A 26,210-nucleotide genomic window follows, 5' to 3' on the forward strand; every position below is an offset into this window, starting at 1 on the left:
AGTGTCTTGCCAGATTGGAATTATACAATTTCACTTAACTAAATTAATAAAAATACCAAATTATTTTTGGACAGTGCCTAAGTGCGTACGGTTTAGTAGTCTCATCCCATTCAATGAGACGATCACGGTCTTTGACCTTCCATACGGCGCTTGCCCACCCCAGGCAGGCAACAACCTGATTGCCGATACGTACGATGTGTCTGAGGTGTTCGCCAACAAGCCGGGGATTGCCGAGGTAGTGATAGTGGTGGAAGAGATACTCCCAGTGCTGCGTATTCTTTATGTTTGCCATTGGGCTGCACCCAGTTCCAATGCTTGCATAGTTCGCAGGAAATATAAGTCCGACCTCTGAGAAAATGCTTCTCGATGAGCGCCTTTATAAAGGCGCTCATCGAGAAGCATGCAGTTTTCGTGAACGGTATTGGAATTTGATTTTTAAACTGTTGAAACTATACTCAAGGTGTCCACAAAATGTGATTACAAAAATGCTATAGCTATTTGTACTGACAGAAGTTAAACCTAATTCTGGAAATCCCTATTTATGAACTCTTACAGTATATCTCAATGGAGAACGAAAAAATTCATGAGGAAAGAACATATGGGAGCCATTAGAACGTCATTTTAAATCGATCCTAAGGGCAACATCGCGAAAATTTATGAAAAGGTAAAACCTGCTGATCACGCAAAGGAAGTGTTAAAAGATTTAAAAGAAATAGGTGCGTAAGCAAAAAAGGACGCTGACGAACCTGACCGACAAAAGTAATTACCAACTTCTTCAATATTCTTCCAAATGGAACCACTCGGCATTTTCAAGCCAATTCTGCGGTCGGGATACGAAATTGATTATGTTTTCCAGTATTGAATAGTGTTTTTTTTCTTCCTCTGCAATCTTCAAAAATAGTGATCTTCGAGATTGGTCTTTTACTTCCTCCGCTTTTTCTAAATAAAATTCTTTGCTCTTTTTCTCAATATCCTGAGCCTTTTTATATAAATCTATTTGCGAGATAGTAACACCGAATGTGTCTTTCTCTTCTTTCATTTGTATAAATATATTTTTTACGTTTGATAATAATTGTGTATCAGACATGTGAATTTTTTCATTTTCTTTCATTTTCTGAAGAATATTGTAATGCTTCACTTCAGCATCTGCCAGTAGACACAGTATATTTTTAAGCCCTGCGTTGTTAATTTTTTGGACCGAATCACGGTAATACTTTTCACCGTCTTTTTCCATCTGCATTGCAAATTCATATATATCCATTTTCTTATTCCCCTTTTTTAACTACGTCTGTTCGGAAATACGGGGACAACCCCCGTATTGTTTTCTAATATGGGAATTGTCCCCATGTTTATGCTACGTGTTAGGTATTTTTTTTGGAAAGGTTTGTATAATTTTATATATTTTATTCTCAACCATTCTCTCAATACGAGCCACTTCCATTTCTACTCCATGAGAAAGCGGTGGAATATAAAGAACACCATTTTTCTATGCCAGATGCAGCCATAATATGCTGACAATTGGTCAGAACCATCACTAAGATGACGCTTTGAAACATCGCTACATTGTTTGCTCTCAATTAACAGCCTTTCCTCGGCTTTCTCAAATAAAAAATCTGCTCTATATTGGCCATTACTTCCTTTTAATTCTATAGAGTATTCAGGAAATACTCTTATATCATCGCCAAGTTTATTTACATAATGCAGTGAGTGATCCAATGACTTCTCTTTCCGTAATTCTTGGTATCAAAACTCCAGACACCTTCCCTGGATTAACTTCGGAAAAACCCTTTTAAAAGCTCGATCGTGCTATCTAATAGATTTGAATTTCGATAATCATGTGTTCGCTCAAATTGACCAGATGCTATTACTGTTGTTTCTTTATCATACGCCCTTTTTTCAATCATTTGGTCTAAGAGGATTTTGATAAATTCTGAAATATTTACGATTGCTAAAAATGCCTCATGCTCTGAAAAATACAGTTTGTAATCATGTGTAGATTTATTTCTCCACGCCATTCTGTGATTTGTAAATAGTGTAAGTACACATTCTCTTAGCACGCTGTTCTGTTCAAAATATTTTTCTATCTGGTGGGGCATAATTTTATTTGGGTCATCCCCTGTAATTATTCCATATGCTTCCTTCAATGATCCTTCAAAAGCCTGATTGCATCCATAGACAACATCATTATACAAATAGTTGTCGCCATTTTTTTCCGCCCTCATAGTGTCGTTTTGCAATCTCTATATGCGAAATTACACTTAATACCCCTTGGTCTTCTACTGTCTCAGCAAAGTATTTTGACTTTTCTTTGATAGATTTTAGTAAATCCATGACTCTTTTTAGATGATCTAACGATTAAATCAGCGACGCGGCTTTTTGCGTCCGCTGAATTTTTTTGTTGGCTTTTATTGTTCTTTACCCTTCAGAGTCTCTTCGCTGTAGCCCCATCCCTTGCATGAGGGAACGTCAATCAGGATAAGATCAGAGGGCTGCTGAGCTTTGAGAACAAGGGGTTCTTCGAGATCAATGCGTGCTTGGTCTTTGGCATTCAACGTTTCATTGTTTATTGAGATTCGCCCCTCAGCAAGATAAATAAAAATCCTGCGTCCAGCGGTCGCCTCATGAGTCACTTCCTTTTCTGCATCCAACGAGCACCGATAGATTGTTGCGTCAGTATGAAAAGATACTGTCTCCGGTATATTTTGGCCGGATGCCACAGGCAAAAGTCGATTTTCCCATTTGGCCGTTTCGTATCTATTCTGATCATATGTTGGTTTCAGTCCAGACTTGTCAGGGAATATCCATATCTGATAAAAGTGCACCGGCTCCTGGGCCAAATTGAATTCAGAATGGGTAAGTCCTGTTCCTACCGACATGCGCTGCACATCACCGGTTTTTATAACGGTTTTGTTACCCATAATGTCCTCATGGGTCATCTCACCATCTAAAACAATAGTGATGATCTCCATTTCTTCATGTGGATGGGTTGGAAAGCCTTTTCCGGGCTCAACGATGTCATCATTAAATACCCGCAAAGCTCCGAACTGAATGTTATGTGGATCAAAATAGTTAGAAAAAGAAAATAACCAATAAGTCTTGAGCCACCCAAAGTTTGAAAAATGACGACTATCTGCTTTGATGATTTCTATCATATTTACCTCCTCTTTAACAGCCAACCATTGATTATCACAATCATTTGCCCTGATAACTTGAGAAAAACACTATTATCAGGTAAAATTGTTGCTTAGTGTTTCAAAAATTACCTTATAATTTTATATCGTATGTACTCAATCAGACTGAAACCACTGGTTTCAGCTTCTGGAAATTATCATTAATTCTGTCTGTCAAATCAGGTAAAATGATATTCCAGGTTGAACTAAAAAACGTACGGATTTTAGCTTTGAATTCAGTAAATGAATCGAATACCTTATTGTTTCTGACATGCTCATTCATTACCTTCCACGCTCTTTCAATTGGGTTCAAATTGGGACTATAGGGTGGCAAGATATGCATCACTAATTTAGGATGCGGTTGTGGTGCTTTTAGCGTATCTAATAATTCACGCGCAGTTAATTTGTCAACATCTAAAATTGAATGATCCTTAAACAATTGTGCCTCTTTTTCTACAATTGATTTTAGCTGTACTTTCATTTTCTTCGGTAATTTTACGCTATTGCCAGGTAATTTGATCCCGTACGTTTCATCTAAAAATAATCGGTTTACTGCATTTGCTTCTGATAAAAATAATCCTACTTCATTTGACGTATGGGCTCCGCCACCATCAGCGATTATATGAATTTTAGCGGATGCAGGGTGTGCTGCTTCGATTGCCTTTAAAAAGTCAACGGTAGCGCTACCATTTATGGTCTCGTACTCACGAGTAATAATCGACATGGTGTTTAAATCAATTGCACCAGTTAGGTTTATTCTACTCCGGCTTGCAACGGTAGCTATCATCTTTTCTACGCCTTTTCTAATCCAACCACTGGTAATTTTTGTCGCTTGAGTAGGGTGGACACTGTCAATAAACAGCACAACCTCGCCAGGTCCGAGGTTGGCTTTTAATTCTTCATATTCCCGAATAAATGCTTCTTGCCGTAATTTATTGAACTTGGCGGGAACCCCTTTAGGCTTTTTATACGAAAACTTGTGCTTAATCAGCCAATCATGCATGCCTTGTTGCGTATAACTTACACCATAAGTGTCTTGGACGTATTGAATGATTTCTTTGGTTGATGGATAGGTGTTTTGTTCTAAATGTGATATTATCTCTATCGTTTGCTGTTCATTCAACTTACTTGAAGAGCCGCCACTGCTTGGTTTTAATTTTTCCTGAATTACGTAATCCTTTACGTGACCCCATACCGTGGTTTCATGTATGCGTAATGCCTGAGCTATTTGCCTTTGAGTCCAGCCTTCGTTAGCCAATAATACAGCCTTTATCCGATCGCATATTCTACTATCTCTTTCGGTTTTGTGCTGTTCTTCCAGCTTTTGTTTCTGCTCTTCGGTTAGGGTAATTTTCATAGGTCAATAGTTTACCATAGTTAAAGGGGATCTCTACATTGAATTTTCAATCCGTTTGAGTATAGTATAATAATATTTCTACTGTATAATTTTTGTATACCACAATAACAAATATAATAAAATTCCACACAATATATTACCACCCCAAATTTCTTTTCCGTATCCTTGCCATATATCCACCATCTCCTTTGTTTATTTCCGGGGAATAGCAATCTTCTTTATCAAGATAAAATTGTGGTTCATTTTTAAGGAATTTTTGCACTACCTCCTGGTTTTCTTCCGGTTCGATACTACAGGTACTGTATACCAAAATACCGTCCTGTTTAAGCATGGTGGAACCTGTTTTTAGCAGAGAATATTGAAGTGCCGCCAACTGTTTTATATTTTTTTCCGTGATCCTCCACCGGGCTTCTACCCGCCGTGAAAGCACTCCGGTGTTGGAACATGGCACGTCTGCAAGCACACGGTCAAATTTGCCGCGAAAGGGGATTTTTCCTTCTGAAGCATCACAGCAGATGATGGTAATGTTTTTGATGCCTAGTCTTTGGCAGTTTTCTTTTACACGATGCAGCCTTTTCAGAGAAATATCTAAAGCGTAAATGCTGCCTTTGTTTTGTATTATTTCGGCAATATGTGTTGTTTTTCCCCCAGGCGCTGCGCACATATCCAATAGGGTGATTGCGCCGGCGGTGGGTGTTTCTGCAATGAGAAAGGTACCAACTTTCATGGAAGTTATATCTTGCACCGAAAATAATCCATTAGAAAATCCAGGTATGTCAGAAACAACACTCTTGTTTATTATCAATGCATTGTTATCTATTACACGCGCAAGAATGCCATTCTGTTCCAGGAGGGAAGCAAATTCATTGATTGAAGTTTTGTTATGATTAATACGCAGAGATAATGTCGGGATGTGATTGTTCGCCTTGCATATTTCTATTGTCTTGTCTATCCCGTATCTGGTGAGCCAGCGCTTTATCAACCATTCCGGATGGCTATAGTTTTTTGCGATATATGATGTAAGGTTTTCCCCCGGGTCTGGAAAGATTGGCTCGCTGAACTCACACCAAACGTTTTCTTTCTTGTATAACAATTTTTGCTGATTGACATTTTTATGATTGACTGAATATTTATTCTTTATGGTTCTGTCTACTGCACGCAGTATCGCATTGGCAAACCGCGCAGCATCCGGGCGCCGTATTAGATTTTTAACGAGTTCTACGGAGGTATTTACCGCGGCTGAATGAGGTATTTTATCTAAAAAAATCATTTGATAGATTCCCAGACGCAATGCATATAGCAACCAGGGTTCTATTTTTTGGGGCGGAATCTTAGAAAAGAAAGAAAGTATGGTATCAAGGGATAATCGATGGCGGGTAATGCCGTTTACCAGTTCAAGGAGAAGGTGTTTGTCTCGCCTTGATACATTCGTTTGTTGGCATCGCTCCTCAACAAGTTCCTGTGCTAAAACATCTTTTTCATCAACCTTCCGCAGAATGCGAATACTTTCAAGGCGTACATCAATCTTATTTGAGGAATTTTTCAATTGCTTCTTTTACTTCATCCATATATACGTCCGTATCTTTGCAATATCCATGTGGTCTGAGATTCGGCACTGCAAAAATGGTTTTTGGGGCAGCGGCCATCAAACCGGTTCTTAATTCTTTTTCGCAGGCAATAGCAACAACTCCGTGTATCTCTGCTGATTTTACTTTTTGAAGGGCAATACGTCCTCCGGTGGCAAGAGATATGTGAACGCCATATTCTTCAGAAAATTCTATCAGATCTTTTATCTTGCACTTTCCGCAGCGTTTACATTCGTTCAAATCGTTCTTTACATTTTGTTTACACGCCGAGTGTTGAATACAATGCGGGAAGAGAATAAGTAAGTTTTTTGAAGAGCATTTTTTCTTCCTGAGTTTTACCATAAGATTATTGATAGAAACAAACTTCTTATCAATAAATTCCATAATTATCGGCCTCTTATAAAAATGTTAGTGTTTATGCAGTAAACATGTCCTGAGATGCAACTTTGTAACCACGAATAAAATCCTGCGCATCCATTGCGCGTTTCCCTTCAGGTTGCAACTGCGTAATACAAATAGAGCCATCCAATGTTGCAACGTGAATTCCACAGGTTGCCGTTTCGACAACTGTTCCCGGTATAATAGATTCCTGCGTGCTACATCCCTCATGAATACGTGTCTTTAAGAGAATAATCCTCTTTCTCGTTTCTGGCAGGTTGTTCTTATTGTAAAACGCATATGCCCCAGGAAGAGGTGTAACGCCGCGTATTCGATTATGAATTTCCTGTGTTTTTTCTACCCAGGAGATCAATCCGTCTTCTTTTTTCAGTTTTGGGGCAAAAGTCACCTTTTCTTCCTCTTGTTTCTTATAACGCGCCGTTTCTGTTGCAATACTATCCAATGTTTCCAATAACAACTCAGCACCCATAAATGATAATCTTTTTTCAAGTTCCCCTGCGTTTTCATCCGAGGATATTGAAGCGCTTTTTTGCGCAATAATATCACCTGCATCCATTTTAATGGTCATCACCATAGAGGTTACGCCACTCATAGTTTCACCTTTTATAATAGCCCAGTTTATAGGGGCGGCTCCACGGTATTTTGGCAACAAAGATGAGTGTATATTTATACATTTGAATCGTGGAATATCGATTATTCGGCTGGATAAAAGTTGCCCGAATGCTACAACAACGATAAAGTCAGGGGCATATCTTTTCAATTGTTTTATTACAGGTTCGTCATTTACATTGGCTGGTTGTAATATTTCCCATCCCAATTCCATAGCTTTGATTTTTACCGGCGAAGGGCAAAGTTTTTTGCTTCTTCCTTTTGGCCGGTCTGGTTGTGTTACCACGGCAACAACATTATACCTTGATTTTGCCAAAAAACTCAGGCTGGGAACTGCAAATTCCGGAGTTCCCATAAAAATAACGTTCATAATTTAACCAACTGTTCCTTTTCTCCCTTTTTCAGATTTTGCAAAAGAGTGTATTAAACCGGAACCCGGTCTTTTTTATATGACTGCTCTAATTCTTTTAATTGTTGAGATGCAGCAAGTCTGCTGGCAGGGCTCATTCTGTCTATGAAAAGACATCCATTCAGATGGTCAAGCTCGTGTTGCCATGCACGGGCAAGTAAATCTTCCAGAACAACCTCAATTTTCTGTCCATTAAGATTATACGCGCATACCTTAATTTTGTGGGTTCTTATAACCTTTCCCATAATGCCTGGAAAACTTAAACATCCTTCTTCATTACTTGTTTCACCAGCTTCTTCCATAATTGATGGGTTGATAAACACATTATCGTCTACATTATTTCCAACAACATCAATAACGAACAAGCGCACAGACCAGCCTACCTGTGGCGCCGCCAATCCAATACCATGCACACGACGCATCAATTCAACCATTTTTTCTGCCTTTTTATACACATCTGCATTGATTTCTGTCAGAGGTTTTGCCTTTTGGCGCAATACAGGGGCTGGATAAGTAACAATATTCACTTGATTATTTTTTTCTGAAAAATATAAAGGTTTAAAAAAGTCTGGGAGATAACAGCCCTTTTTAAAAAAATTACGGTAATATTTTAGTTTTTCAAAAATCCGTCCATGCGTTAAACCTCACCGCATTTATAGAATAGCCTAAAGCCATGGCTAACGTGTGAAAATGTATTATTTAAGAGCGGATTAAATTCGACTAGTCGACTTTTTAGAATATAATAAAAACAAACAATAATTGCAAGCGGCAAACACGGCAACGTCAAAGTCACCCTACGAAAGACGCGGATCAAGAATTTGTGCCAAAAGCTCCCGTCAATAAGTGGAGAAGAAAGAAAACGATAGAGTTCTCATGTAAACGGGCAAGAATGAGCAAACAAGCAAAATGGAGCGGAGTATCCCTGTAGTAATGAAAGAGTAGTAAAAATAAAGGCTTTTTTTTTCTCACATTACAAGCGAAGCATTGAAGTGCAAGAAAGGTCTTGCCGCAAATTTCTGACGTCTTTGCAATATTTGGTACATTGAGAAAATGAAACAGCCCAACCACAAGGTTCTTCAAAAAGCCATTGCCCTTGGGGCATTTTGTGTGCGTATTTGAGAATGGTCTTCACGGAAGAGGTATCACGCACATAATGAAGTCCATTTTCTATTGACCAGTGTCCGCGGAAAACTTAAAATGTTTTGGGCTTGCTTTTGTTGTGTCAGGCTGGTAATACCGTAAACAATTTCCTCGGTCTTTTGCCGGTCTTGACTTTTGTAAATATTCTATGAATGCAAAATACCTGCTTAACGTAAAATCAGATATTCGTTTAATTCGGTGCTGGTCCAAATCCTGCGGATTTCAATGCGGCATGGCCTTTTTCAATTGTTTCGTGCTGAGGGGGAAAGACTGAGATTCAGTTCCTTGATGGCTTGTTTTATGGTTTTTGATTATCTTTCACCGTGAATATATATTCTGCCTTTTTGTCTTCTACCAGATAACGGGCGGTTTCCTTTTGCGCATGTAAGGCATCGAAAGTAACGACACGGTCTTTTATGTCTAAATCATCAAACAATACCGGAACCATCGGTATTTCGTTTGTTTTGCGGTCTACCTGAGTTTGTGCGAGAACTATACCCTGTTTATGAAGAAAGCGGCAACAAATGTACCTGTTTGCCGTCAGGCTGTCTTGCACCGCAAAGGGTTTTCCGTCAACCGCATGGGCAGGCTTTATCCCACAGATTGAAACCAACGAGAGGACTTTATCAACTGCTTCTGCATCCACCTGCTGAAAAACGCCTGATGGTAGGTTCACTCGGTGGTTCGTATCGTTTCGTTTTTGTATTATAACGGCAGGAGAGAGTTTAGCATATTTTGCGGACAACGTTGCCACTCTGAATGGCGGCAAAGCTCCAGGCATTGCAGATGATAGCCAGATAGAAATTGCAGGATAGAACGTTTCCTGTGGCGAACGCCTCTGGGCATGCGATGTTCAGGGATTTGCTGCAATAATTCGTCAAGAAATTCCCATCTTTTAAAGATAATTTCATAGGCTTTGTCTCCTTTCTTAATTGTATGGTAAGATTAAGGTTGTTAAGTTGTTTTTGGACTTGTGCTTTCAATGAGCGAACAAAGACCATCTTTGGCTTATTGTGCAGAAGATAGCCTTGTGATGATCTGGCAAAACCGGTTGAATGTCCTAAAAAATCCATCCTGCGGCCTTATAGCAGACGCCTTTAAAAAACGAGGATCGACAAAGGTCTCCACAAGCCAGATTGGATGCCCATAGACCTTAGTCCAGTCTTGTGATAAGCGCTTAAGGTTAAGAGAAAGAATACGGGAGGCAAGGTTTGGTACGTGTATCTGAGGAAGGATCAGAAACGTGAGTTGTTTGCTATGAGTTTCAGTCGTTGCGATTTTAAAAATGGCGGCCATCAATCCACTTATCCCGAACGGTACATTTTAATGATGCGGCAGCCAGCCGATCAAGGCAAGCCATTGTCCCTGTGATTCCGCCACGTAGCGAATTGATTCTCCTACGAGAGAAGAAATAGGTAATGATGCTGGGATCAGTGTGTCAATTTGCTGGTCGTTTTGTACTACTATCCATCAACTTCTTGTTTTTTATGCTCGTTTTTCAAAATGCATAACCGTAAGGCATTGATTAGATGAGGATTACGTAAAGTTTGGAGCATTGGGTTTTTTGTCATTTGAATTTGTTTCGTATTTCGATATTCGTATTTTGAATTTGGTTGCGGCCAAAGGCCGCGCCAAGAAACAGGACGAACGGTAATTGAATGAAGTAGTTCGTTGTGTGTGTTATCGATTGGTGTTGTATGCTGGTTCATGCCCTATAATATAAAATATTTTAGGGGAATGTTCACGTTTTTTACATATCTTTGTATATTATGTGCTTATGGAAAACTTTGACAGCGCCGTGAAGCGGCAAAAAAGCTTGATATCAGCATTCCCTGGTAAATTTTCACCTATTTCTTTGCTTGACATGTTATATAATCGTTGGCTATAATGGTTTCTTAAATATTGAGATTGACGGCACTATAATAGTATTGAATTAAGGAGGTGTTTTTGGAAAATATCTTAAATAAAGAGATAAAGGGGATTATTGATACTTATCCGGAAGTAGGCAAAATTCTTGAGGAATATGGCATAGGGTGTGCACCATGTTCTGTTGGAAGCTGCTTAATGAAGGATATAGTTGGAATTCACAATCTTGATCCTCTGCAAGAAGCGACGTTGATGTATAGGATAGAAAAGGCTATTTATCCGGACAGGGAGGTACCTGAGCCAAAGGTGGATTTGACAAAGATGGCTGCTCCTAGGAAAATTACCTATTCTCCTTCGGTGAAAAAACTTGTGGATGAACATGTTCTTATTAAACGACTTTTGGCTCTCATACCTTCCATTGTTGAATATATTGAAAGCAGCATGGAACTTGATAAAGACCTTGTGTTAAGTTGCGTTGATTTTATACGTAATTATGCAGACAAATATCATCATATGAAGGAAGAGGATATTTTATTTAAATACGTTGATGAAAATGCTGAAGTTATACAAATTATGTATAAAGATCACGATACAGGAAGAAACCATATCCGGCAAGTAGTAGAGGGGGTGAAAAGTGGTGACAAAGCTGCGATAAAAGAACACCTTTTTGGATACATGGATTTGCTTACACAACATATCAAAAAAGAAGATGAAATCCTTTATCCTTGGATTGATCGTCAATTATCTGACGCACAGGTAGGTGAAATGTTTCAAAGGTGTAATGATGCGGATGCTTCTGTTGGGGATGAATTGCCAAGAAAGTACGAGAATTTTATTATTGAATTGGAAGAGAAATTTTTAAGGGAGGTTGTAAAATGAGTGGTTGTCCAGGATCAAAAACGATAGATTTTAGTGAAAAGGAAGAACAGAGCGAGGGTGAATCAGGCAAGCGCCAGTCTCAGTTAAGGCAGTGGCCGATACAGTTGCACCTAGTTTCGCCACAAGCGCCTTATTTTCAGGAAAAAGATATTTTGTTGGTCGCTGACTGTGTTCCTTTTGCATTAGCTGATTTTCATAAGGATTATCTGAAAGGCAAAAGCATTGCTATTGCTTGCCCTAAACTGGATTCGGATCAAGAGGTCTATATAGAAAAAGTAAAGTCTTTAATTGATAACGCAAAGATTAATACTTTGACTGTAATGATCATGCAGGTACCGTGTTGTTTTGGGTTAGTTCAGGTAGCAAAAGAGGGTGCAGAAAGGGCAACTCGTAAAATACCGGTTAAGCAGGTTGTCGTAGGTATTGAAGGTGGCGTTTTATCCGAGGAATGGATTTAATATTTCAAAAATCCCTATTTTTACTAAAGAAAAAATCCCTGAGTTGAATTACTCAGGGATTTTTTTCTTTATATTTGAAAAATCAGACGTTGTACGTTGGTGCTTTCCCTGCGTTTTAAATCAACTATTAATTCTTTTCCTGTTCCCAAAAATTCATATACCAACTTTCCTCCGCCAGAATCTGAGTGACTATTAAACAAGGTCTTGCCAGAGACGGTTTTACCGTCAAGACTTGCCGCAAATATTTTTAACGGAAGGCAACATGCTGCTTGAAAAATCAAATGGCCATTCAATTCAATAAGATGGGTATAGTGTGGTATTTTTCTGCTGGTTGGTCGATTATTATTTGTGTTAATGGATATTGTATTTTGCGGAATATTATTGTGTTGAGGCTGAGTTTTGATCATATGCTTTTCTGAAGCTTGAATTGCATTTTTCAGGTATTGGTCATTGAGCAAATTTGCACAATGTAGAACCGACATTGCATCTACCTTGTCCAGTGCATAATCATGGGGTGTTTTATCGGTATTTTTTCTCTCTCGAGTGCTTGCAACCTTTTGAGCAAATAAATCTATTAATGGAAGTTCTTTGTAACTTAAATTCATAGGATATTTTTAAAATATCTCAAAGGGCACGAAGAGACCATACAAAAATAATATTTTTTACAGAGTTGACGATAGCGGTATATGACTTTGCAGATTAGTCCCAATTTTTGTCCTTTTTATGAGAAATGGTTGTCATGATTAATTGTTATTGTCCGGCTAAAAATATGCAGATTTTGTAACACTTTAGTTTTTTAGAAAATCCATTCATTTGTGTTTCATCGTATATTGAAAGTCAGGGCGAAAACAAATGTATTTTATAACTGATATCACTCACACTATAGTGCGGGATTAATGGAAGTAAAATTTGTACCAGTTTACGCTAATTTTTATATGTTTTGATTATTTCCCTTTTTCTAATTTCCAGCATTAAGCGATTAATATCGTCATTTTGCGGCTCTTGAAACGTTTCTCCTACTTGATAGTGAGATATCGTACTAATACAGTCAATGAACATGTCTTCCGTTAATTTGTCCATATCCAGCAATTTTACATCAATACTACTAAGTAAAAAGGTTATTTGATCAAAAAGCACGCTGGTTGAGACTCCGGAGTGGACAAATGATTGTTGGCAGAGAGAAGCTTTAATTGCATGAATAAATCCTGCTATTTGACTAATTTGGTTTTGTATAAGAATAACTGCACCTTCCAAACCCTTCCTTGTCACTATGGAATTTTTTAAATAATCAACGTATTTTATGGTTTCTTTAGATATTTTATTGTTTTCATTCCTTGCGCTTGAAACAATGCGGTTTTCAATATCATTTACCTCTGCAATCAATTGATCAAATTTTTTTTCGATTTCTTCAAAATTTGATTTGTTGTTCCAATAGCCGTTTGCTTTCAATTTTTTATTAAATATTATTATTTCTTCAAGAAAACAGTCAAGTTCTTTGCTGCTATAAGAAAAAAAATCACCCTCCTTTTTAAAGGTTTCAATTTGCAAGAACTTCCTCTCTAGCTCAAGCATCTTTTCAATTTCCGTTTTTATATCAATTATATTTTTAAAAACGTTATTCTGATTAAATTTTTGAGTGAAGGTATGTATTTTATCAACACTTTCGAGATGTGGTTTGTTTTTATTTATTACAAAATCCTCCAAAGCGCTAATTTTATCTATAATTTTTGTATAATTGTCTTCTTTTAAAGGTTTACTATAAAGGAATTTTTGTAAATCGGCCGATATTTTACGGACAAATTCCTTTTCATCTTCATCGTCAAATGTAACTAAGCGGTCCAATTCATTAAATAGCGTAGTGAACTTATTCAATTTCGATTTAAGAAAAACATTTTTATATAAATCCTGAGTATTCTTGCCCAATTCATCTTTTTTAACTATCTCATTTAGTTGATCTAAAATATCAGACAAATAGGTGAGCAATGGTATGCATGTCCTGGCTTCCATATAAGCATCCCTTCCAGAAGCAGTTTTTAATTGGGATATTTCTTTCAGCTTTTTTTTCAGTTTTTCTATGAGCTTATGGACATCTACCTCTTGTTCATTCACAAAAACTTCCTTTTTAGAAAGCAAGGAATTTATAGAATTAGTGGTCGAATGATCAAGAACAGATGTTACAAACTTTTTTATGCCTGAAATAAATCTATTTCCCTGTCTTTTTAGGGAAAGCGCTTTTTGCCTCGTATTTTCTTTGCCATAATATTTGTTTTGCATGGACATAAAATCAATGTATGTCAATAATTTACTAAAAGAATTCAATAGCTCCAGATAGGTATGCTTTATTGAGGGTGCTGGGATAAAATATGTAGCTTTTTTAATTCATTGTAGTTTGCATTTAAATCATTTTTTTCATTTTTAAAGTCTGATTTCTGTTTGAAAAGCTTCTTGTCTAATTTTGCCAAAAATTTCTCAATACAGTTGGCGTAAGTTAAAAAAAGATTATATTCCTCCATGATTTTGAAATGTTCGTTAAGTTTATTTAATGCTGAGTAAATATAACCTCCATATGCAGGGAGTGATTTCCAATCTTCTTTTTCAATAATATGTTCAATCCTCATTAAATCGATGAACAAATTTTTGTTGAACAATAATGGATTATCTTCACTTGCAATATATTGAAAAATATCTGCAAAAAAACCAAGACTGTCAATTTTTTCCTCGACAGATTTCAGGTATTCTTCCTGTGCGCTAAAAATTCTAAGTTTCAAATAGTGTTCTTCTAAATCCAACATGAGGATAAGGTTTAAAAAATTTAAATTTAAGTAAATTTCTTTTAAACCGGTACCCGTGAAAACTTTATTTTTTGTTTCAATTTTGTTAAAACGAAGCTCCCGACCGAGTTTTTCTGTTGTTAAGGGCAAACTATTAAGAATAAGATAACTATTCAGCCTTCCGGTGTATTTTTCAGTAGATTCAACAAAAGATGCATAATTACAGCAAAGTGAATCAGGAATAAAACTTCCTAATTGATTTTGTTCATTCTCATCGATTATCAACATATTACTGATATCTTTTGACGTTTTTTTCTTATAATGCAAGACAACATGACGTTTCATGAGAAAGCGAATGAGTTCTTCCACTTCAGTTTGTGTTGCTGTAGCATCTACTTCTACCGAATTTTTATCCCTTAATGTTAAAATATGATTAACGACTCCTTTGCTAAATAAGCGTTTGGCAATTATTTTCAGTGTTTTTTCAAAAGAACATCCAATGACTTCTCCTTGAAAGTTAATAGTAAACCCTTTTAACGGCTCTCTTTGTACAATATTTCTAACTTTTTCCTTCGTTTCTCTAATTTGCGCACGTATTTTTTCCGAAGTATGATAATTTTTTTTTAATAAGGTGTAAAAATAATTTTCAGTAGTAATTAAGTTTGTTTCCATGGGAAGAAGTTTGATAAATCTTTAGAAAGAAGTTTTAAAACTTGGAATGGCACAATGTTTATTGTCGCGATGAGACATCGATTAATATAATCAAAACACCGGCTATTAAAAAAGGTACATTACCATATTTGAAATAAAAAGGGCATATGAACGTACTGTGCTGTTCATATACCCTTTGATTTTTGCATCTCTAAGGTTTGTTTACTATTAACCCGATAGCGAGAATTTACTTTACAGCAAAATTTCTCACAACACCAGCCATTTTCTCAATCATTTCAGGAGACATCTTTCCTTGGTAAGAAGGACACTTACCCTTTCCCTTATTAATATGATCTATGATCTGTTTATCTGTCATTGATGATTGAAATTCTGTGCTAGTGAAATCAGGAACTCCAAAAATAAGTCCTTCGGTAGTTCCTTTCCCGCCATTTCCATGGCAATAATAACAACTTTCTTGTACAGCAAAACCAAGACCCGCATATATAGTATATGGACTCTTTGTTGTATCACCTGCGGTGTGTTCATTCAAAGCCCAAGCTGTGCTTGTCAAAGACAAACCCAACCCTGCAATAAGTGGTAATACATATTTTAAACGAAACAACTTCATAATAATCCCTCCTCACTATTTGGAAATTAACGTAGGCATTTTATATTACGGAACGAGTCTTTGCTCTGTCTTGTAAATCTTATGACAATTCCTGCATGCAATGGTCATTCTCCTGAATTGCACCTGAACTTCCTCTAAATCATTCGCTTTTGCCGCAGCATCAATGTTCGCAGCATGATAAGCAACCTCATCATTCAAAACCTTATAATTTTTATCTACTGAAATACTGTCATGTGATTCTTTTACACCTGCCAAAATAGCCGCCGCATCCTTTGATAATTGTGTACACTGACCCGATGTAAGTTCCATTAATCCAGTCACAGCCCTCATTGATTGAAAAGGATCCCACATATTCTTACATATCTCTTGTTGTGTTGCGCCATATCCAATCGATGCCATCCCAGAAATAACCATCGCACAAATCCCAGCTAAAATGCCTTTTTTTAGCTTCATCTTTCTTTTCCCTCCTCACTTATTTATATTATATTAATCAAAAGTTTACCTACTTAGCGCTTACATTCCAGAAATCTCTGAAATAGAAAAATTTACTGTTAATTTAGATACTTCTTCACCCCCCCCCTTCGCGCAAAAATATTTGAAGCAGCATGTGTTTACAAAACCCATCAATGTTTTCTCACTCAGAAATACACAGAATAAAAACTACTATTCCTTAGATAAAGTTTTTTTCTAATTAACTGCATTATACATTTACAACCACCATCCACAAGATTCTACCGTTCCGATAAAATGATGAAAAACACCGCCAGATTTGCATGGTTACTGTAATTACCAAGCAAATTAGTACTATCTATTGGGTAAGCGATGCTTTTCCCCTCATAAATTCTTTGAATGACACTCCAAACCCATTTAATTTCAGAAATAGTACGGCTTCTTCAGGGCTTGTCAATATATCATTGAAAAGAAAGTGAGTCAAGCAAAAATTTGAATACCAAAACAGTCTGGAACTCGAGGAAAAACCTTGTCCTTATAATTTTAAGAAATATACTGCAGACGGACATAAATAAACTTTTATAAAATACTAAAGCATCAATTCCAATAACAACAAACAAATTTATAAGTAATTCGCAATTATGGCTTTAGCCTTTTATACATTTTTAAGCACAACAAACCTAAAATGTTTAATTTATACCAGTGTGCGGTTTATAACTGTAAGTTGCAATACTAAAGGTTTTGATCAAATTTTTTGCATTGAGGAAGTTTAATTTGATTACAGTTATGTACTTCATTTTAAGAAATGAACCACTTTTTCGATGCGTGATATAGCCCTATAATAAATCACATGTGCATATCGTGTTTTTCACCGGCCTGAGGTTTGGCAAAACAGCAGAACAAATGTTTTACGCCTCATTTTACTCCCCAATCTTTATGCCCAGGATATAAATTGGGGTAGAGATGAATACCTAAATGTTTGTGGCATAACGCGCATGTTTGCCTCAAACGGCGCACCTGCCATTGGGCATCTTCTAATGCGCCAACCTGCTCTCTGCGTTCGTATACTTCATGCATTTTCTCAGATTCTTCCAGCATCATTCTATTAAGTTTCTGATATTTTTCATCATCTGGACGCGCGAATTTTTTTAAAGCAATTTTGCAGAGATTTATGAGGTTAACACTCGCATCTCCTATAATTTTCCATTCTTTCTCTTTATAGTTATAATAACCAGAGATTTCTTCTGTTGCCTTATAGTTCTTATCTATTTCTTTCATAAGTTTGGCCAATTCGCTCTTCTCTTCTTTTTCACCCTCAACCTGAGTATTTTCTTCAGCACACAAGCAAAAACGGTCTTCCGATAAACTGAAGATAGCAATCGAGAATATGCACATCAACAGAATTTTACTTCGCAACGCTTTTTCCCCTTCCATTACAAAAAGTCCAGACGTACTATAAAAATTACCAATTATAAGCACCTAGTCAAAAATAATACCACAACCTATAATTCACTAACCTACATAACAAATAATATTTGCTACTAATTCTTGAATCAATGCAGCTGTTAATTACGTAAGGCTTTTTAAAAACATCAAAAACTTAGTGGCGCTTTATCAACTGGCTAAAGAACCAATATTCTTCAAAGATGAGTGTTTTTTGGGCACAATTAACAGGGTTATTCATGGGCAAACATAAGGTTTAAAAATAAAAATCACATTATAATTCGAAAATGTAGTATGTCAAATATTTTCATCATAGCCTAACGGTTAGTTATAAAAGTGTAACTCGCTTTTTATAATAGAGACATAGTATATTTTTATCTTTTAAAAAAAAAAAAAAAAAAAAAAAATTTTTTTCTCTGGGAGTTTGGTTTAAAAAAAAAAAAAAAAAATTACCTCTTGAAAGAAAAAAAAAAGAAATAAAAATTTTTTTTCACAGAATTTTTTTTTTAAAAAAAAAAAAAAAAAAAAAAATTTATCAAGGAATAACAAGAAAATGAAATGGTCTCAAACATTAATTCCTACATTAAAAGAAAGTCCGTCAGAAGCAGAAATAGACAGCCACAAGCTTATGATTCGCGCCGGTCTTATCAGGCGAATAACTTCCGGAGCGTATGCATACCTACCATTAGGAACGTTGGTTCTCAACAAGGTTATTGCCATTGTGAGAGAAGAAATGAATCGTTCTGGAGCGATAGAGGTATTTCTTCCCGCACTACAACACTTAGACCTGTTAAAAGAAAGTGGCCGATTAGATGTTTTCGGCGCAGACCTGATAACTTTTCAGGACCGGCATGGCAAAGAAACCGTGTTAAGTCCTACCCACGAAGAAGTTATTACGTATATAGTTAAAAATGAAATCAATTCTTATAAGCAACTTCCTATTACGTTGTATCAAATTCAAACGAAATTCAGAGATGAGATGAGGCCCCGTTTTGGTGTTTTGAGGAGCAAGGAGTTCATTATGAAGGATGCGTATAGCTTTGATCTCGACGAGAAGGGCTTAAACAACAGTTATCAGTTAATGTATGATGCGTATTGCCGTATTTTCGACCGGTGCAGACTTGATTATATTATTGCAGAAGCAGATTCCGGGGCAATGGGAGGGGATGCTTCCCATGAGTTTATGGTCCCAAGTCCTGTGGGAGAAGACATATTGATTTTGTGCCGGAACTGTGGTTATAGTGCAAATCGTGAAAGGGCTGAAGCCGCCCCCTTACCACAACAAGAGAATTATTCCCTGCGAAAGCTTGAGGAAATATACACGCCGGACAAACGTACTATCCGGGAAATCAGTGATTTTTTGAATATCTCACAACATCACATGGTAAAGACCCTAATCTATACTTCACAAGAACAACTGTTTGCCGTTCTCCTACGAGGCGATCATGAAGTGAACGAAGCAAGATTGTCAGGTGTTCTTGGTTTGAAATCTTTTGAATTAGCAAGCCGTGAGACTATTGAGCGCGCTACCGGCGCAAACGTTGGTTTTACAGGTCCTGTAGGTCTAAAAATTAAAATAATTGCCGATCAGGCGGTTACAACGCTCTCTAATTTCGTTACGGGGGCGAATAAAACAGATTATCATTTATTGAACGTTAACTCCGAAAGGGATTTCAAAATTGATCAGATTGCAAATATTCGTTATGTAACCCAGGGTGATAATTGCCCGCATTGTAATCATGTTCTTGAAATCTCGCAGGGAATTGAAATAGGCCATGTTTTTAAATTGGGAACAAAATATACGAGCGCTTTAAAAGCGCATTACCTTGATGCGGATGGAAAAGAAAAGCCAAAAGTTATGGGATGCTATGGTATCGGAGTGAATAGGATTATTGCGGCGATTATAGAAATATCACACGATGAAAACGGGATTATATGGCCTATGTCACTTGCTCCATACCATGTTATCATTATTCCCGTAAACGTCAAAGATACAATATGTATGGACGCGGCAAGAAGTATTTATGACGATATGACGAACATGAAAGGAATCGATGTATTACTCGATGACAGAGATTTGCGGCCAGGGGTAAAATTCAAGGATGCCGATTTAATAGGCATTCCCGTAAAGATAATTATTGGGAAAAAATATACCGAAACAAAAGAACTTGAGATAAAATTAAGAAAAAGTGGTGAAGTTTTTTTAACACACATCGAAAATACCAAACAAGAGCTTGAACGTATACGGCAGCATCTGATAAAGACAGAGAGGAGTGCGAATTAACATAATGTGGGTGAGATAGGAAGGCCAAAACCGGCAAATTTAATTATAGGGGTATTGTCAGGTGTACAAGTACTTTTTGCACAAATAGGCGAAACACTCGAAGGATATTTTGGGGAAATTGACCTTCGCAGCAATATACAACCTTTTCACTATACCAGATATTATAATGATGAGATGGGCGAAGGCATTTTGAGACAGTTTTTTAGTTTTGAAAGGCTTATCATGCCGGATGAAATCGCAGCCATAAAAATAAAAACAAACGCATTGGAGGAGGCAATCGCCTCAGAGGAAAAGTATGTTGTAGCTCGTCCGGTGAATATAGATCCGGGATATATCAATGAAAGCAGGCTTATTTTAGCTTCCACCAAAGATTTTTCTCATCGTATTTATTTACGGGATGGCATATATGCTGAAGTTACATTGGATTATCGCCAAGGTAAATATGAATCCTTCCCGTGGACGTTCCCCGATTATAAATCGTCTGAATATCAGGAATTTTTTCTTTTGGTCAGGGGGCATTATGTTAAGAAACTTAAGGGAATGAAAGGATAGCTGTACATGGAAAAAACGTTAATTATATTGAAACCGGATGCCATTCAGCGCCGCCTGCTTGGCAAGATCATTTCCCGGTTTGAAGAAAAAGGATTGCAGATAACCGGCATGAAGATGATGATGATCCCTGGCTCTTTGGCACGAGCGCATTATGTTTCCCATAAGGGGAAGGATTTTTTCGAGCCTCTAGTGAGCTATACCACTTCTTCTCCCGTAGTTGTCATCGTGGTAAAGGGTAAAAATGCCATAGAAATAGCGCGTAAAATGATGGGCGTCACTTTCGGGTCAAAGGCAGAACCCGGAACTATTCGGGGCGATTATGCGGTAAGCAACCGCTTTAATTTAATACATGGTTCGGATTCTCCTTCTTCCGCAGAAAAAGAAATAGCTGCTTTTTTTACAAAAGAAGAGATCGTTGATTATCAACCAATAGACCTCTCATGGGTTTATGATATTTCTGAGGGCGGCATGGTGTAACTCTTTCTGCGCTATTATATTTAAATACCTTGAAAGTCTTTATCAATCAAGTATTAATGATTGTATTTGGCTATTATGAAAATTCAAATATGAGAGAATCACCTTTCTACTCCATGTTGTAGTCACAAGGTACAATGGGGTACACCTCAAACCAAACGATGCTCATCGATTCGATGTACTTATACAGGCGTTAAAAAAAACCTTTTCATTTGGTTTTACCGGGTGAATCTAAAAGCCTTGTTGAAGGGTTCTTTTCCGAAAAATATTTTAATGACCACTCAGACGGGAAAAGAATAACCATCCGGCCTTGTTCATCCGTACCTAACGCAGCACCGTGCGGTAAAGACCGTTTTAAATCCGTATCGTTCAAAGGTGCATCCAGCCATCTGAGAACTTCCCACGGCATGGATTCTAATCTGGATTCAACCCCATATTCATCCTTGAGGCGATACTGCATAACTTCAAACTGCAAAGGCCCCACCGCCCCTAAAAGAGGGAGATTGCTCCCATGGTCCTGCAAATGAAACACCTGCACAATATCCTCGGCAAGAAGATGTTCCACGCCTTTGCGGAAAGATTTATAACTTGATGACAAAGAATTATGCAAAAAAGCGAAACACTCCGGAGCGAACCGCGGAATCTCCTCGAAAACAAGGTTTGGATCCGTGCTGATTGTGTCTCCGACACGAAAATCCGCTCTCGTTACAAAACCAATGATATCACCCGGATAAGCTTCCCAGGCTATTTCCCGGTTGCGTCCAAAAACACTATGGCAACCGGATAACCTTATTTCTTTTCCAAGTCGCACGTGGTGAATCATCATATCGCGATAGAATCTTCCGGAACAAACTCTTACAAAAACCATTCTATCCCTGTGCAGTGGGTTCATGTTCGTTTGGACTTTAAAAACAAACCCGGAAAAGTGAGGATTATCCAACGGTATCCAGCCACTTATTGCTTTTCTGGGAGAAGGACCAGCCGAATACTCAAGGAACCCTCTCAAAAGAAGCTCCACGCCAAAATTATTAGCCGCACTTCCAAAAAAAACCGGTGTCGTCATTCCATGGAGAACCGCATCCCGTTCAAAACCTCCGTGCGCATCATCCAGGAGCGCTATTTCTTCTACAACTTCGTTGTAGGTTTGCTCGCTTAGGAGGTCTTTTACCAAATGGTCACGAATATCCCGAATCGACACAGGCGCTTTATACTCCCCTGCCGGCACCCTTTCAAACAGATGTACTTCTTTCCTGAGCCTGTCATAAACACCTTTAAAATTCTGTCCGTTTCCCAATGGCCAGACAACAGGAAAGGCATGCAGGTTCAGCACTTTCTCCAATTGGTCTATCAACTCCAAAGGAGTCATTGACGGACGGTCAAGCTTGTTCATAAACGTAAAGATGGGAATGCCACGCTTTCTGCATATCTCGAAGAGTTTACGGGTTTGACTCTCGATCCCTTTTCCGGCATCGATGACCATAATTACTGCATCAACCGCCATTAATACGCGATACGTATCTTCCGAAAAATCTTTATGGCCCGGTGTATCAAGCAAATTCAGTCTGTAGTTCCCGTAATCAAACTGGAGAACAGTGGATGAAATAGAAATCCCTCGTTTTTTCTCAATATCCATCCAATCCGAGGCTGTATCACGCTGTTTTTTCTTTGCTGTAACAGAACCCGCCAGTTCTAAAGCTCCTCCATATAACAAAAGTTTCTCTGTTAACGTTGTTTTACCAGCGTCCGGATGCGAAATAATCGCAAATGTACGACGGCGCGATGCTTCCCGCGATATCTCTTCGCTCATACTTTTTAATTTAGTGTCCGTAATTACCGTTTGAGTTGAAATATCCATAATAATATAATATTATAATCAGGAATCTAATATCCGCTGTTTAAAAACGCTTTTTATCACTTTCAATACCTTTACTTACCTGACATAGTCGCCGGGATATTTGCAAATATCAATATGGAGATGGTCCACAATCGGCAAACTTTAAAACATAAAATCCTTTTTAGTTCTGAAAAACTAATTAAAAACCTTGTAATACTATGAGCTTTTTTTCAAAAAAACTAACGTATTACAAAACTTCTAAATATCGGGAATAAAAAGGAAACCACTGAATGCATGAGGTGCAGGTTGATTTTAAGGCAGAAGTTACAGGCGAGGACGGAATTTCTATTTTCTGCTCCAAATAAAATCCTTCATGTGGTGGAATTTTTACAAACAAAGAACTGACAGGAATTTGTTTTTACATTTTTATAAGATTACAACAAAAATGAAGAAAATGGCAAGGTTTTTTTAATTCCTATCGTTGTATAGATATTTGATAAAATTTTACCGGTCATCGGGGAGCGGCCTATTTGGCGCAAGAGGCAGGCCATAAACACATGGAAAATGATCTATCAGGAATAAAGGCCGTTATTTTTGATCTTGACGATACGCTGTATGATTGCAGTGGCACATTAATCGTCAGGGGAAGACGGCAGGTTGCAAAAACTATCGCTAAATTAATAAGTTGTAGCGAAGAAGAAGCGTTCCGGTTACAAAATGATTTAGAGGAGAAACATGGAACAAAATGCAATGTTTATGACTACATTGTTGCAATGTATAATCTTCCACCTTCATGTGGCAAAAGGTTGTTAGATGAATATATATGCGTTGAAATATCTGATATTACATTGTTTCCAGGCGTAATAGAAACGCTTATTCAACTTAAAAAACAGAAATATATGTTATTCCTTGTTACATCGGGAGAAATGCTTGTCCAAAAAAACAAAATTAATGCGCTCGGATTGGGAAATAATTATTTTGATAAAATATTGATTGTAGAAAGGGATAGGGAAAAGAAAAAAAAAGATTATTTTAAGGAAATCATGCAACACGGTAATCTGCGAGCGGAAGAAATTATTTGTGTGGGGGACAAGATAGATGATGAAATCGCTGCCGGAAAAACTTTAGGCATGATTACGATTTTGTTCGAACATGGGAGGCATTATAGGACATTTTTACAGAATAAGGGTATGCAAATTAAACCGGATTACACCATAAAAAAGATAGCGGATGTTTTGGAATTAGTTCGCAGACCAGTATAATTTCTTTATTGTATTCTGGCCTGGGATTTTGCTAATAAATGTATTAAGAAATGGGAAATCGATTTTATTACAATGTGTTATTGTGGGCGAAAAGTTTTTCCACCACTCTCTCAAATGTGTCAACGATAGTATTTTGCCTTTGCCTATACGACCATTCCAATTATAACTCCTTCGAACACAAGTTTTCCGTTAACGACTCCCTGTGTATCAAAGATTGCCCTGCGTGGCCTTAATTCTTTATTCTTTGCAATAAGTATGAGGTTGTCACCCGGCACAACTTTCCCACGAAATTTTACATCATTTATCCCTCCAAAACCTAGGAAGCGGGCGTCTTTCGTTGTCTTCATATAATAATAGGAACATAATTGGGCGGCAGCTTCAAGCATCATCACACCAGGCATGAGTGGACGGTTTGGTATATGTCCTCTTATCCAAAATTCATTCATTGAAACAGTTTTGTAACCCACGATCAGTTTCTGTTCAGGGTCAAATTGCAAAATGCCGCTAAGCTGTTCCATTTCGTACCTGTGCGGAATTATGCTGCGTATTCCCTCTATATCTACGATAGTGTTGTTTAAATCCAGGGTATTTAAATTTATAAAAATATCATTTGGCACAGTAAAAAATCCTATTGAAAAATTGGTAACTGATATTACAATGAAAAACGTACGTACTTTATGTTAAATGCTATTGCTGGATAGGTCAAATGAAAATTAAATCAAAATGGCATTTTAAAATGCCATTGACATTTAAGGCAAAATTTGATAAACGTTTATAGTATCTTATCGCCACATATTGATGTTGAACTTCTGTGCTTTATCAGAGGCTAAACCAAGAACAGTGGTTTTCTGGTTTACCGGAGGGTATAACATTTGAAAATATAAGGGATTTTATCAATTAAGTTGCATTTTTAATTTATAAAGAGGCGCCTTATACCGATAAGGCGTTTTTTATTTTTGAAATATTCAGGGATACAAAGCAATGAAAACTTATATGGCAAAAAAAGAAGAGGTGAAGCGGGATTGGTATATTGTTGATGCTGAGGATAAGGTGCTTGGCAGAATCTTAACAACGATATCCCGAGTATTGCAAGGTAAACATAAACCGGAATACACGCCTTACATTGATGTAGGAGACTTTGTTATTATTACAAATGCAAGTAAGGTGAAGCTTACCGGGAAAAAAATGCAGGAAAAAATTCATTATTATGTGACTGGATATCAGGGTGGATTGAGAAAACGCATGGTGGGAAATACGCTTAAAACAACACCGGAAAAAATACTGAATCGCTCCATAAGGCTAATGCTGCCAAAAACAAGATTGGGAAAATCAATGCTGAAAAAAGTAAAAATATATAAAGATGCAAATCACCCGCATCAGGCTCAACAACCAAAAGAGTTAACAATTAGAAATTAAGGGAGAAATATGGTTACAGAACAGTATGTATGGGGAACAGGAAGGCGCAAGACTTCAGTTGCCAGCGTTAGAATAAAAAAAGGCACAGGTAAAGTAACTGTGAACAAGCGTGATATTAATGAATATTTTCCTGTTGACCGCCATAAAGGGGTAGTTTTGAACCCATTTAAGGCCACTAAAACACTTGGTGGATATGATGTGCTGGTAAATGTAAGGGGAGGCGGGATAAGTGGCCAGGCAGGGGCGGTATGTATGGGTATTGCACGCGCAATGACAAAGATTGACTCTGCCCTGGCAGATGACTTACGTGAAAATGGCCTTTTGACGCGTGACAGCAGGATGAAAGAGCGCAAAAAGTATGGTCGAAAGGGTGCAAGGAAGAGTTTCCAGTGGACGAAACGATAATATCCCATTATACAGGTTGTTTTTAATAAAAAACAACCTGTTAGCAAGAGATATTTCTGCATGGCAAAATATCTTTTTGGAGATAGCTCCTTTTATAAAAGACGGGGAATTGCTGTACCATTAATTATTATAAATCTTTCGTAGTATATCACTGGGTATGGATGTCA

General features: G+C 37.4%; 28 protein-coding genes. 9 read left to right on the forward strand and 19 right to left on the reverse strand.

Annotation, left to right across the window (positions count from 1 at the left end; all coding sequences use genetic code 11):
* On the forward strand, nt 1-352 hold a 352-nt coding region (locus M5U24_RS08425; RefSeq protein WP_298202177.1), incomplete at its 5' end, for a hypothetical protein.
* 423 nt (nt 353-775) lie between these two features.
* Here M5U24_RS08425 and M5U24_RS08430 read toward each other — a convergent pair.
* From M5U24_RS08430 to M5U24_RS08480, 11 genes are all read right to left on the reverse strand, one after another.
* Nucleotides 776-1,261 (reverse strand): ferritin family protein, encoded by a 486-nt coding sequence (locus tag M5U24_RS08430; protein WP_099326140.1) that lies wholly within the window; start codon nt 1,259-1,261, stop codon nt 776-778.
* A gap of 182 nt (nt 1,262-1,443) precedes the next feature.
* Nucleotides 1,444-1,716 carry a hypothetical protein gene (locus M5U24_RS08435; protein WP_099326138.1) on the reverse strand — a complete coding sequence of 91 codons (273 nt, stop codon included), beginning with the start codon at nt 1,714-1,716 and terminating at the stop codon, nt 1,444-1,446.
* A 53-nt stretch (nt 1,717-1,769) separates the two neighbouring features.
* Nucleotides 1,770-2,222, reverse strand: coding sequence for a hypothetical protein (locus M5U24_RS08440; RefSeq protein WP_164995378.1), 453 nt, complete (start codon nt 2,220-2,222; stop codon nt 1,770-1,772).
* A gap of 183 nt (nt 2,223-2,405) precedes the next feature.
* Nucleotides 2,406-3,152, reverse strand: coding sequence for a pirin family protein (locus M5U24_RS08445; RefSeq protein WP_099326136.1), 747 nt, complete (start codon nt 3,150-3,152; stop codon nt 2,406-2,408).
* 139 nt (nt 3,153-3,291) lie between these two features.
* The gene (locus tag M5U24_RS08450) at nt 3,292-4,527 is read right to left on the reverse strand and encodes an IS630 family transposase (protein WP_230405688.1); all 1,236 of its coding nucleotides are present in this window, start codon (nt 4,525-4,527) and stop codon (nt 3,292-3,294) included.
* Between the two features lie 136 nt (nt 4,528-4,663).
* On the reverse strand, nt 4,664-6,073 hold the full coding sequence (gene rsmB / locus M5U24_RS08455) for a 16S rRNA (cytosine(967)-C(5))-methyltransferase RsmB (RefSeq protein WP_164995379.1): 1,410 nt from the start codon (nt 6,071-6,073) through the stop codon (nt 4,664-4,666).
* Entirely contained in the window at nt 6,054-6,497 is a 444-nt protein-coding gene (locus M5U24_RS08460; RefSeq protein WP_099326133.1) for a DUF116 domain-containing protein, read from the reverse strand. The genes rsmB and M5U24_RS08460 overlap by 20 nt, the downstream gene beginning before the upstream one ends.
* A 31-nt stretch (nt 6,498-6,528) precedes the next feature.
* The gene (fmt, locus tag M5U24_RS08465; RefSeq protein ID WP_099326132.1) at nt 6,529-7,491 is read right to left on the reverse strand and encodes a methionyl-tRNA formyltransferase; all 963 of its coding nucleotides are present in this window, start codon (nt 7,489-7,491) and stop codon (nt 6,529-6,531) included.
* 53 nt (nt 7,492-7,544) lie between these two features.
* Complete coding sequence (def, locus tag M5U24_RS08470; protein ID WP_099326131.1) at nt 7,545-8,057, reverse strand: peptide deformylase; 513 nt, start codon at nt 8,055-8,057, stop codon at nt 7,545-7,547.
* Nucleotides 8,058-8,968: 911 nt separating this feature from the next.
* The gene (locus tag M5U24_RS08475) at nt 8,969-9,451 is read right to left on the reverse strand and encodes an ISAs1 family transposase (RefSeq protein WP_298202183.1); all 483 of its coding nucleotides are present in this window, start codon (nt 9,449-9,451) and stop codon (nt 8,969-8,971) included.
* A 227-nt stretch (nt 9,452-9,678) separates the two neighbouring features.
* Nucleotides 9,679-9,966: a Druantia anti-phage system protein DruA gene (locus M5U24_RS08480; protein ID WP_298202184.1), complete on the reverse strand. Its 288-nt coding sequence runs from the start codon at nt 9,964-9,966 to the stop codon at nt 9,679-9,681.
* 645 nt (nt 9,967-10,611) lie between these two features.
* On the opposite strand from M5U24_RS08480, the gene M5U24_RS08485 reads away from it, so the two are divergent.
* Both M5U24_RS08485 and M5U24_RS08490 read left to right on the forward strand, forming a co-directional pair.
* Nucleotides 10,612-11,415 carry a hemerythrin domain-containing protein gene (locus tag M5U24_RS08485; protein ID WP_230405689.1) on the forward strand — a complete coding sequence of 268 codons (804 nt, stop codon included), beginning with the start codon at nt 10,612-10,614 and terminating at the stop codon, nt 11,413-11,415.
* The gene (locus M5U24_RS08490; RefSeq protein ID WP_099326129.1) at nt 11,412-11,873 is read left to right on the forward strand and encodes a 4Fe-4S ferredoxin; all 462 of its coding nucleotides are present in this window, start codon (nt 11,412-11,414) and stop codon (nt 11,871-11,873) included. Before M5U24_RS08485 ends, M5U24_RS08490 begins: the two co-directional genes overlap by 4 nt.
* Before the next feature lie 68 nt (nt 11,874-11,941).
* Here the strand turns inward: M5U24_RS08490 and M5U24_RS08495 are convergent, their stop codons facing one another.
* The 6 genes from M5U24_RS08495 to M5U24_RS08520 form a co-directional block, all read right to left on the reverse strand.
* The gene (locus M5U24_RS08495; RefSeq protein WP_099326128.1) at nt 11,942-12,478 is read right to left on the reverse strand and encodes a hypothetical protein; all 537 of its coding nucleotides are present in this window, start codon (nt 12,476-12,478) and stop codon (nt 11,942-11,944) included.
* Nucleotides 12,479-12,797: 319 nt separating this feature from the next.
* Nucleotides 12,798-14,147, reverse strand: a complete 1,350-nt coding sequence (locus M5U24_RS08500) for a hypothetical protein (protein WP_298202187.1) — start codon at nt 14,145-14,147, stop codon at nt 12,798-12,800.
* A 65-nt stretch (nt 14,148-14,212) separates the two neighbouring features.
* The gene (locus M5U24_RS08505) at nt 14,213-15,316 is read right to left on the reverse strand and encodes a hypothetical protein (RefSeq protein ID WP_298202188.1); all 1,104 of its coding nucleotides are present in this window, start codon (nt 15,314-15,316) and stop codon (nt 14,213-14,215) included.
* Nucleotides 15,317-15,542: 226 nt separating this feature from the next.
* On the reverse strand, nt 15,543-15,923 hold the full coding sequence (locus M5U24_RS08510) for a cytochrome c (protein ID WP_099326126.1): 381 nt from the start codon (nt 15,921-15,923) through the stop codon (nt 15,543-15,545).
* 45 nt (nt 15,924-15,968) lie between these two features.
* Entirely contained in the window at nt 15,969-16,376 is a 408-nt protein-coding gene (locus tag M5U24_RS08515) for a cytochrome c (RefSeq protein WP_099326125.1), read from the reverse strand.
* A gap of 912 nt (nt 16,377-17,288) precedes the next feature.
* Nucleotides 17,289-17,807, reverse strand: coding sequence for a hypothetical protein (locus M5U24_RS08520; RefSeq protein WP_157820646.1), 519 nt, complete (start codon nt 17,805-17,807; stop codon nt 17,289-17,291).
* Between the two features lie 562 nt (nt 17,808-18,369).
* Here M5U24_RS08520 and M5U24_RS08525 point away from each other — a divergent pair.
* From M5U24_RS08525 to ndk, 3 genes are read left to right on the forward strand one after another with little or no spacing between them, the layout of a single operon-like run.
* Nucleotides 18,370-20,100 (forward strand): proline--tRNA ligase, encoded by a 1,731-nt coding sequence (locus M5U24_RS08525; protein WP_099326123.1) that lies wholly within the window; start codon nt 18,370-18,372, stop codon nt 20,098-20,100.
* Between the two features lie 6 nt (nt 20,101-20,106).
* Nucleotides 20,107-20,652, forward strand: coding sequence for a DUF4416 family protein (locus tag M5U24_RS08530; RefSeq protein WP_099326122.1), 546 nt, complete (start codon nt 20,107-20,109; stop codon nt 20,650-20,652).
* A gap of 6 nt (nt 20,653-20,658) precedes the next feature.
* A complete protein-coding gene (gene ndk, locus M5U24_RS08535) occupies nt 20,659-21,129 on the forward strand; it encodes a nucleoside-diphosphate kinase (RefSeq protein WP_164995385.1) in 471 nt (156 codons plus the stop codon).
* 205 nt (nt 21,130-21,334) lie between these two features.
* Here ndk and M5U24_RS08540 read toward each other — a convergent pair whose 3' ends face one another.
* Entirely contained in the window at nt 21,335-22,981 is a 1,647-nt protein-coding gene (locus tag M5U24_RS08540) for a peptide chain release factor 3 (RefSeq protein WP_197705220.1), read from the reverse strand.
* A gap of 536 nt (nt 22,982-23,517) precedes the next feature.
* Here M5U24_RS08540 and M5U24_RS08545 point away from each other — a divergent pair.
* Entirely contained in the window at nt 23,518-24,222 is a 705-nt protein-coding gene (locus M5U24_RS08545; RefSeq protein WP_164995386.1) for an HAD family hydrolase, read from the forward strand.
* Nucleotides 24,223-24,365: 143 nt separating this feature from the next.
* Here M5U24_RS08545 and M5U24_RS08550 read toward each other — a convergent pair whose 3' ends face one another.
* Nucleotides 24,366-24,839, reverse strand: a complete 474-nt coding sequence (locus M5U24_RS08550) for a 3-hydroxyacyl-ACP dehydratase FabZ family protein (RefSeq protein ID WP_197705219.1) — start codon at nt 24,837-24,839, stop codon at nt 24,366-24,368.
* A 364-nt stretch (nt 24,840-25,203) separates the two neighbouring features.
* On the opposite strand from M5U24_RS08550, the gene rplM reads away from it, so the two are divergent.
* Both rplM and rpsI read left to right on the forward strand, forming a co-directional pair.
* Nucleotides 25,204-25,638, forward strand: a complete 435-nt coding sequence (rplM, locus tag M5U24_RS08555) for a 50S ribosomal protein L13 (protein ID WP_099326118.1) — start codon at nt 25,204-25,206, stop codon at nt 25,636-25,638.
* Nucleotides 25,639-25,647: 9 nt separating this feature from the next.
* The gene (rpsI, locus tag M5U24_RS08560) at nt 25,648-26,043 is read left to right on the forward strand and encodes a 30S ribosomal protein S9 (protein WP_099326117.1); all 396 of its coding nucleotides are present in this window, start codon (nt 25,648-25,650) and stop codon (nt 26,041-26,043) included.
* Nucleotides 26,044-26,210: the final 167 nt, after the last annotated feature.

The organism is Candidatus Kuenenia sp., from assembly GCF_027493735.1.
Classification (GTDB): domain Bacteria; phylum Planctomycetota; class Brocadiia; order Brocadiales; family Brocadiaceae; genus Kuenenia; species Kuenenia stuttgartiensis_A.

Bases quoted from the DNA above. Each gene is read 5' to 3' on its own strand.
- M5U24_RS08430 (WP_099326140.1), bottom strand. From the start codon at position 1,261: ATGGATATATATGAATTTGCAATGCAGATGGAAAAAGACGGTGAAAAG.
- M5U24_RS08440 (WP_164995378.1), bottom strand. From the start codon at position 2,222: ATGAGGGCGGAAAAAAATGGCGACAACTATTTGTATAATGATGTTGTC.
- M5U24_RS08445 (WP_099326136.1), bottom strand. From the start codon at position 3,152: ATGATAGAAATCATCAAAGCAGATAGTCGTCATTTTTCAAACTTTGGG.
- M5U24_RS08450 (WP_230405688.1), bottom strand. From the start codon at position 4,527: ATGAAAATTACCCTAACCGAAGAGCAGAAACAAAAGCTGGAAGAACAG.
- M5U24_RS08460 (WP_099326133.1), bottom strand. From the start codon at position 6,497: ATGGAATTTATTGATAAGAAGTTTGTTTCTATCAATAATCTTATGGTA.
- fmt (WP_099326132.1), bottom strand. From the start codon at position 7,491: ATGAACGTTATTTTTATGGGAACTCCGGAATTTGCAGTTCCCAGCCTG.
- M5U24_RS08475 (WP_298202183.1), bottom strand. From the start codon at position 9,451: ATGCCTGGAGCTTTGCCGCCATTCAGAGTGGCAACGTTGTCCGCAAAA.
- M5U24_RS08480 (WP_298202184.1), bottom strand. From the start codon at position 9,966: ATGGCCGCCATTTTTAAAATCGCAACGACTGAAACTCATAGCAAACAA.
- M5U24_RS08490 (WP_099326129.1), top strand. From the start codon at position 11,412: ATGAGTGGTTGTCCAGGATCAAAAACGATAGATTTTAGTGAAAAGGAA.
- M5U24_RS08495 (WP_099326128.1), bottom strand. From the start codon at position 12,478: ATGAATTTAAGTTACAAAGAACTTCCATTAATAGATTTATTTGCTCAA.
- M5U24_RS08500 (WP_298202187.1), bottom strand. From the start codon at position 14,147: ATGCAAAACAAATATTATGGCAAAGAAAATACGAGGCAAAAAGCGCTT.
- M5U24_RS08505 (WP_298202188.1), bottom strand. From the start codon at position 15,316: ATGGAAACAAACTTAATTACTACTGAAAATTATTTTTACACCTTATTA.
- M5U24_RS08510 (WP_099326126.1), bottom strand. From the start codon at position 15,923: ATGAAGTTGTTTCGTTTAAAATATGTATTACCACTTATTGCAGGGTTG.
- M5U24_RS08515 (WP_099326125.1), bottom strand. From the start codon at position 16,376: ATGAAGCTAAAAAAAGGCATTTTAGCTGGGATTTGTGCGATGGTTATT.
- M5U24_RS08520 (WP_157820646.1), bottom strand. From the start codon at position 17,807: ATGGAAGGGGAAAAAGCGTTGCGAAGTAAAATTCTGTTGATGTGCATA.
- M5U24_RS08525 (WP_099326123.1), top strand. From the start codon at position 18,370: ATGAAATGGTCTCAAACATTAATTCCTACATTAAAAGAAAGTCCGTCA.
- ndk (WP_164995385.1), top strand. From the start codon at position 20,659: ATGGAAAAAACGTTAATTATATTGAAACCGGATGCCATTCAGCGCCGC.
- M5U24_RS08540 (WP_197705220.1), bottom strand. From the start codon at position 22,981: ATGGATATTTCAACTCAAACGGTAATTACGGACACTAAATTAAAAAGT.
- M5U24_RS08545 (WP_164995386.1), top strand. From the start codon at position 23,518: ATGGAAAATGATCTATCAGGAATAAAGGCCGTTATTTTTGATCTTGAC.
- rplM (WP_099326118.1), top strand. From the start codon at position 25,204: ATGAAAACTTATATGGCAAAAAAAGAAGAGGTGAAGCGGGATTGGTAT.
- rpsI (WP_099326117.1), top strand. From the start codon at position 25,648: ATGGTTACAGAACAGTATGTATGGGGAACAGGAAGGCGCAAGACTTCA.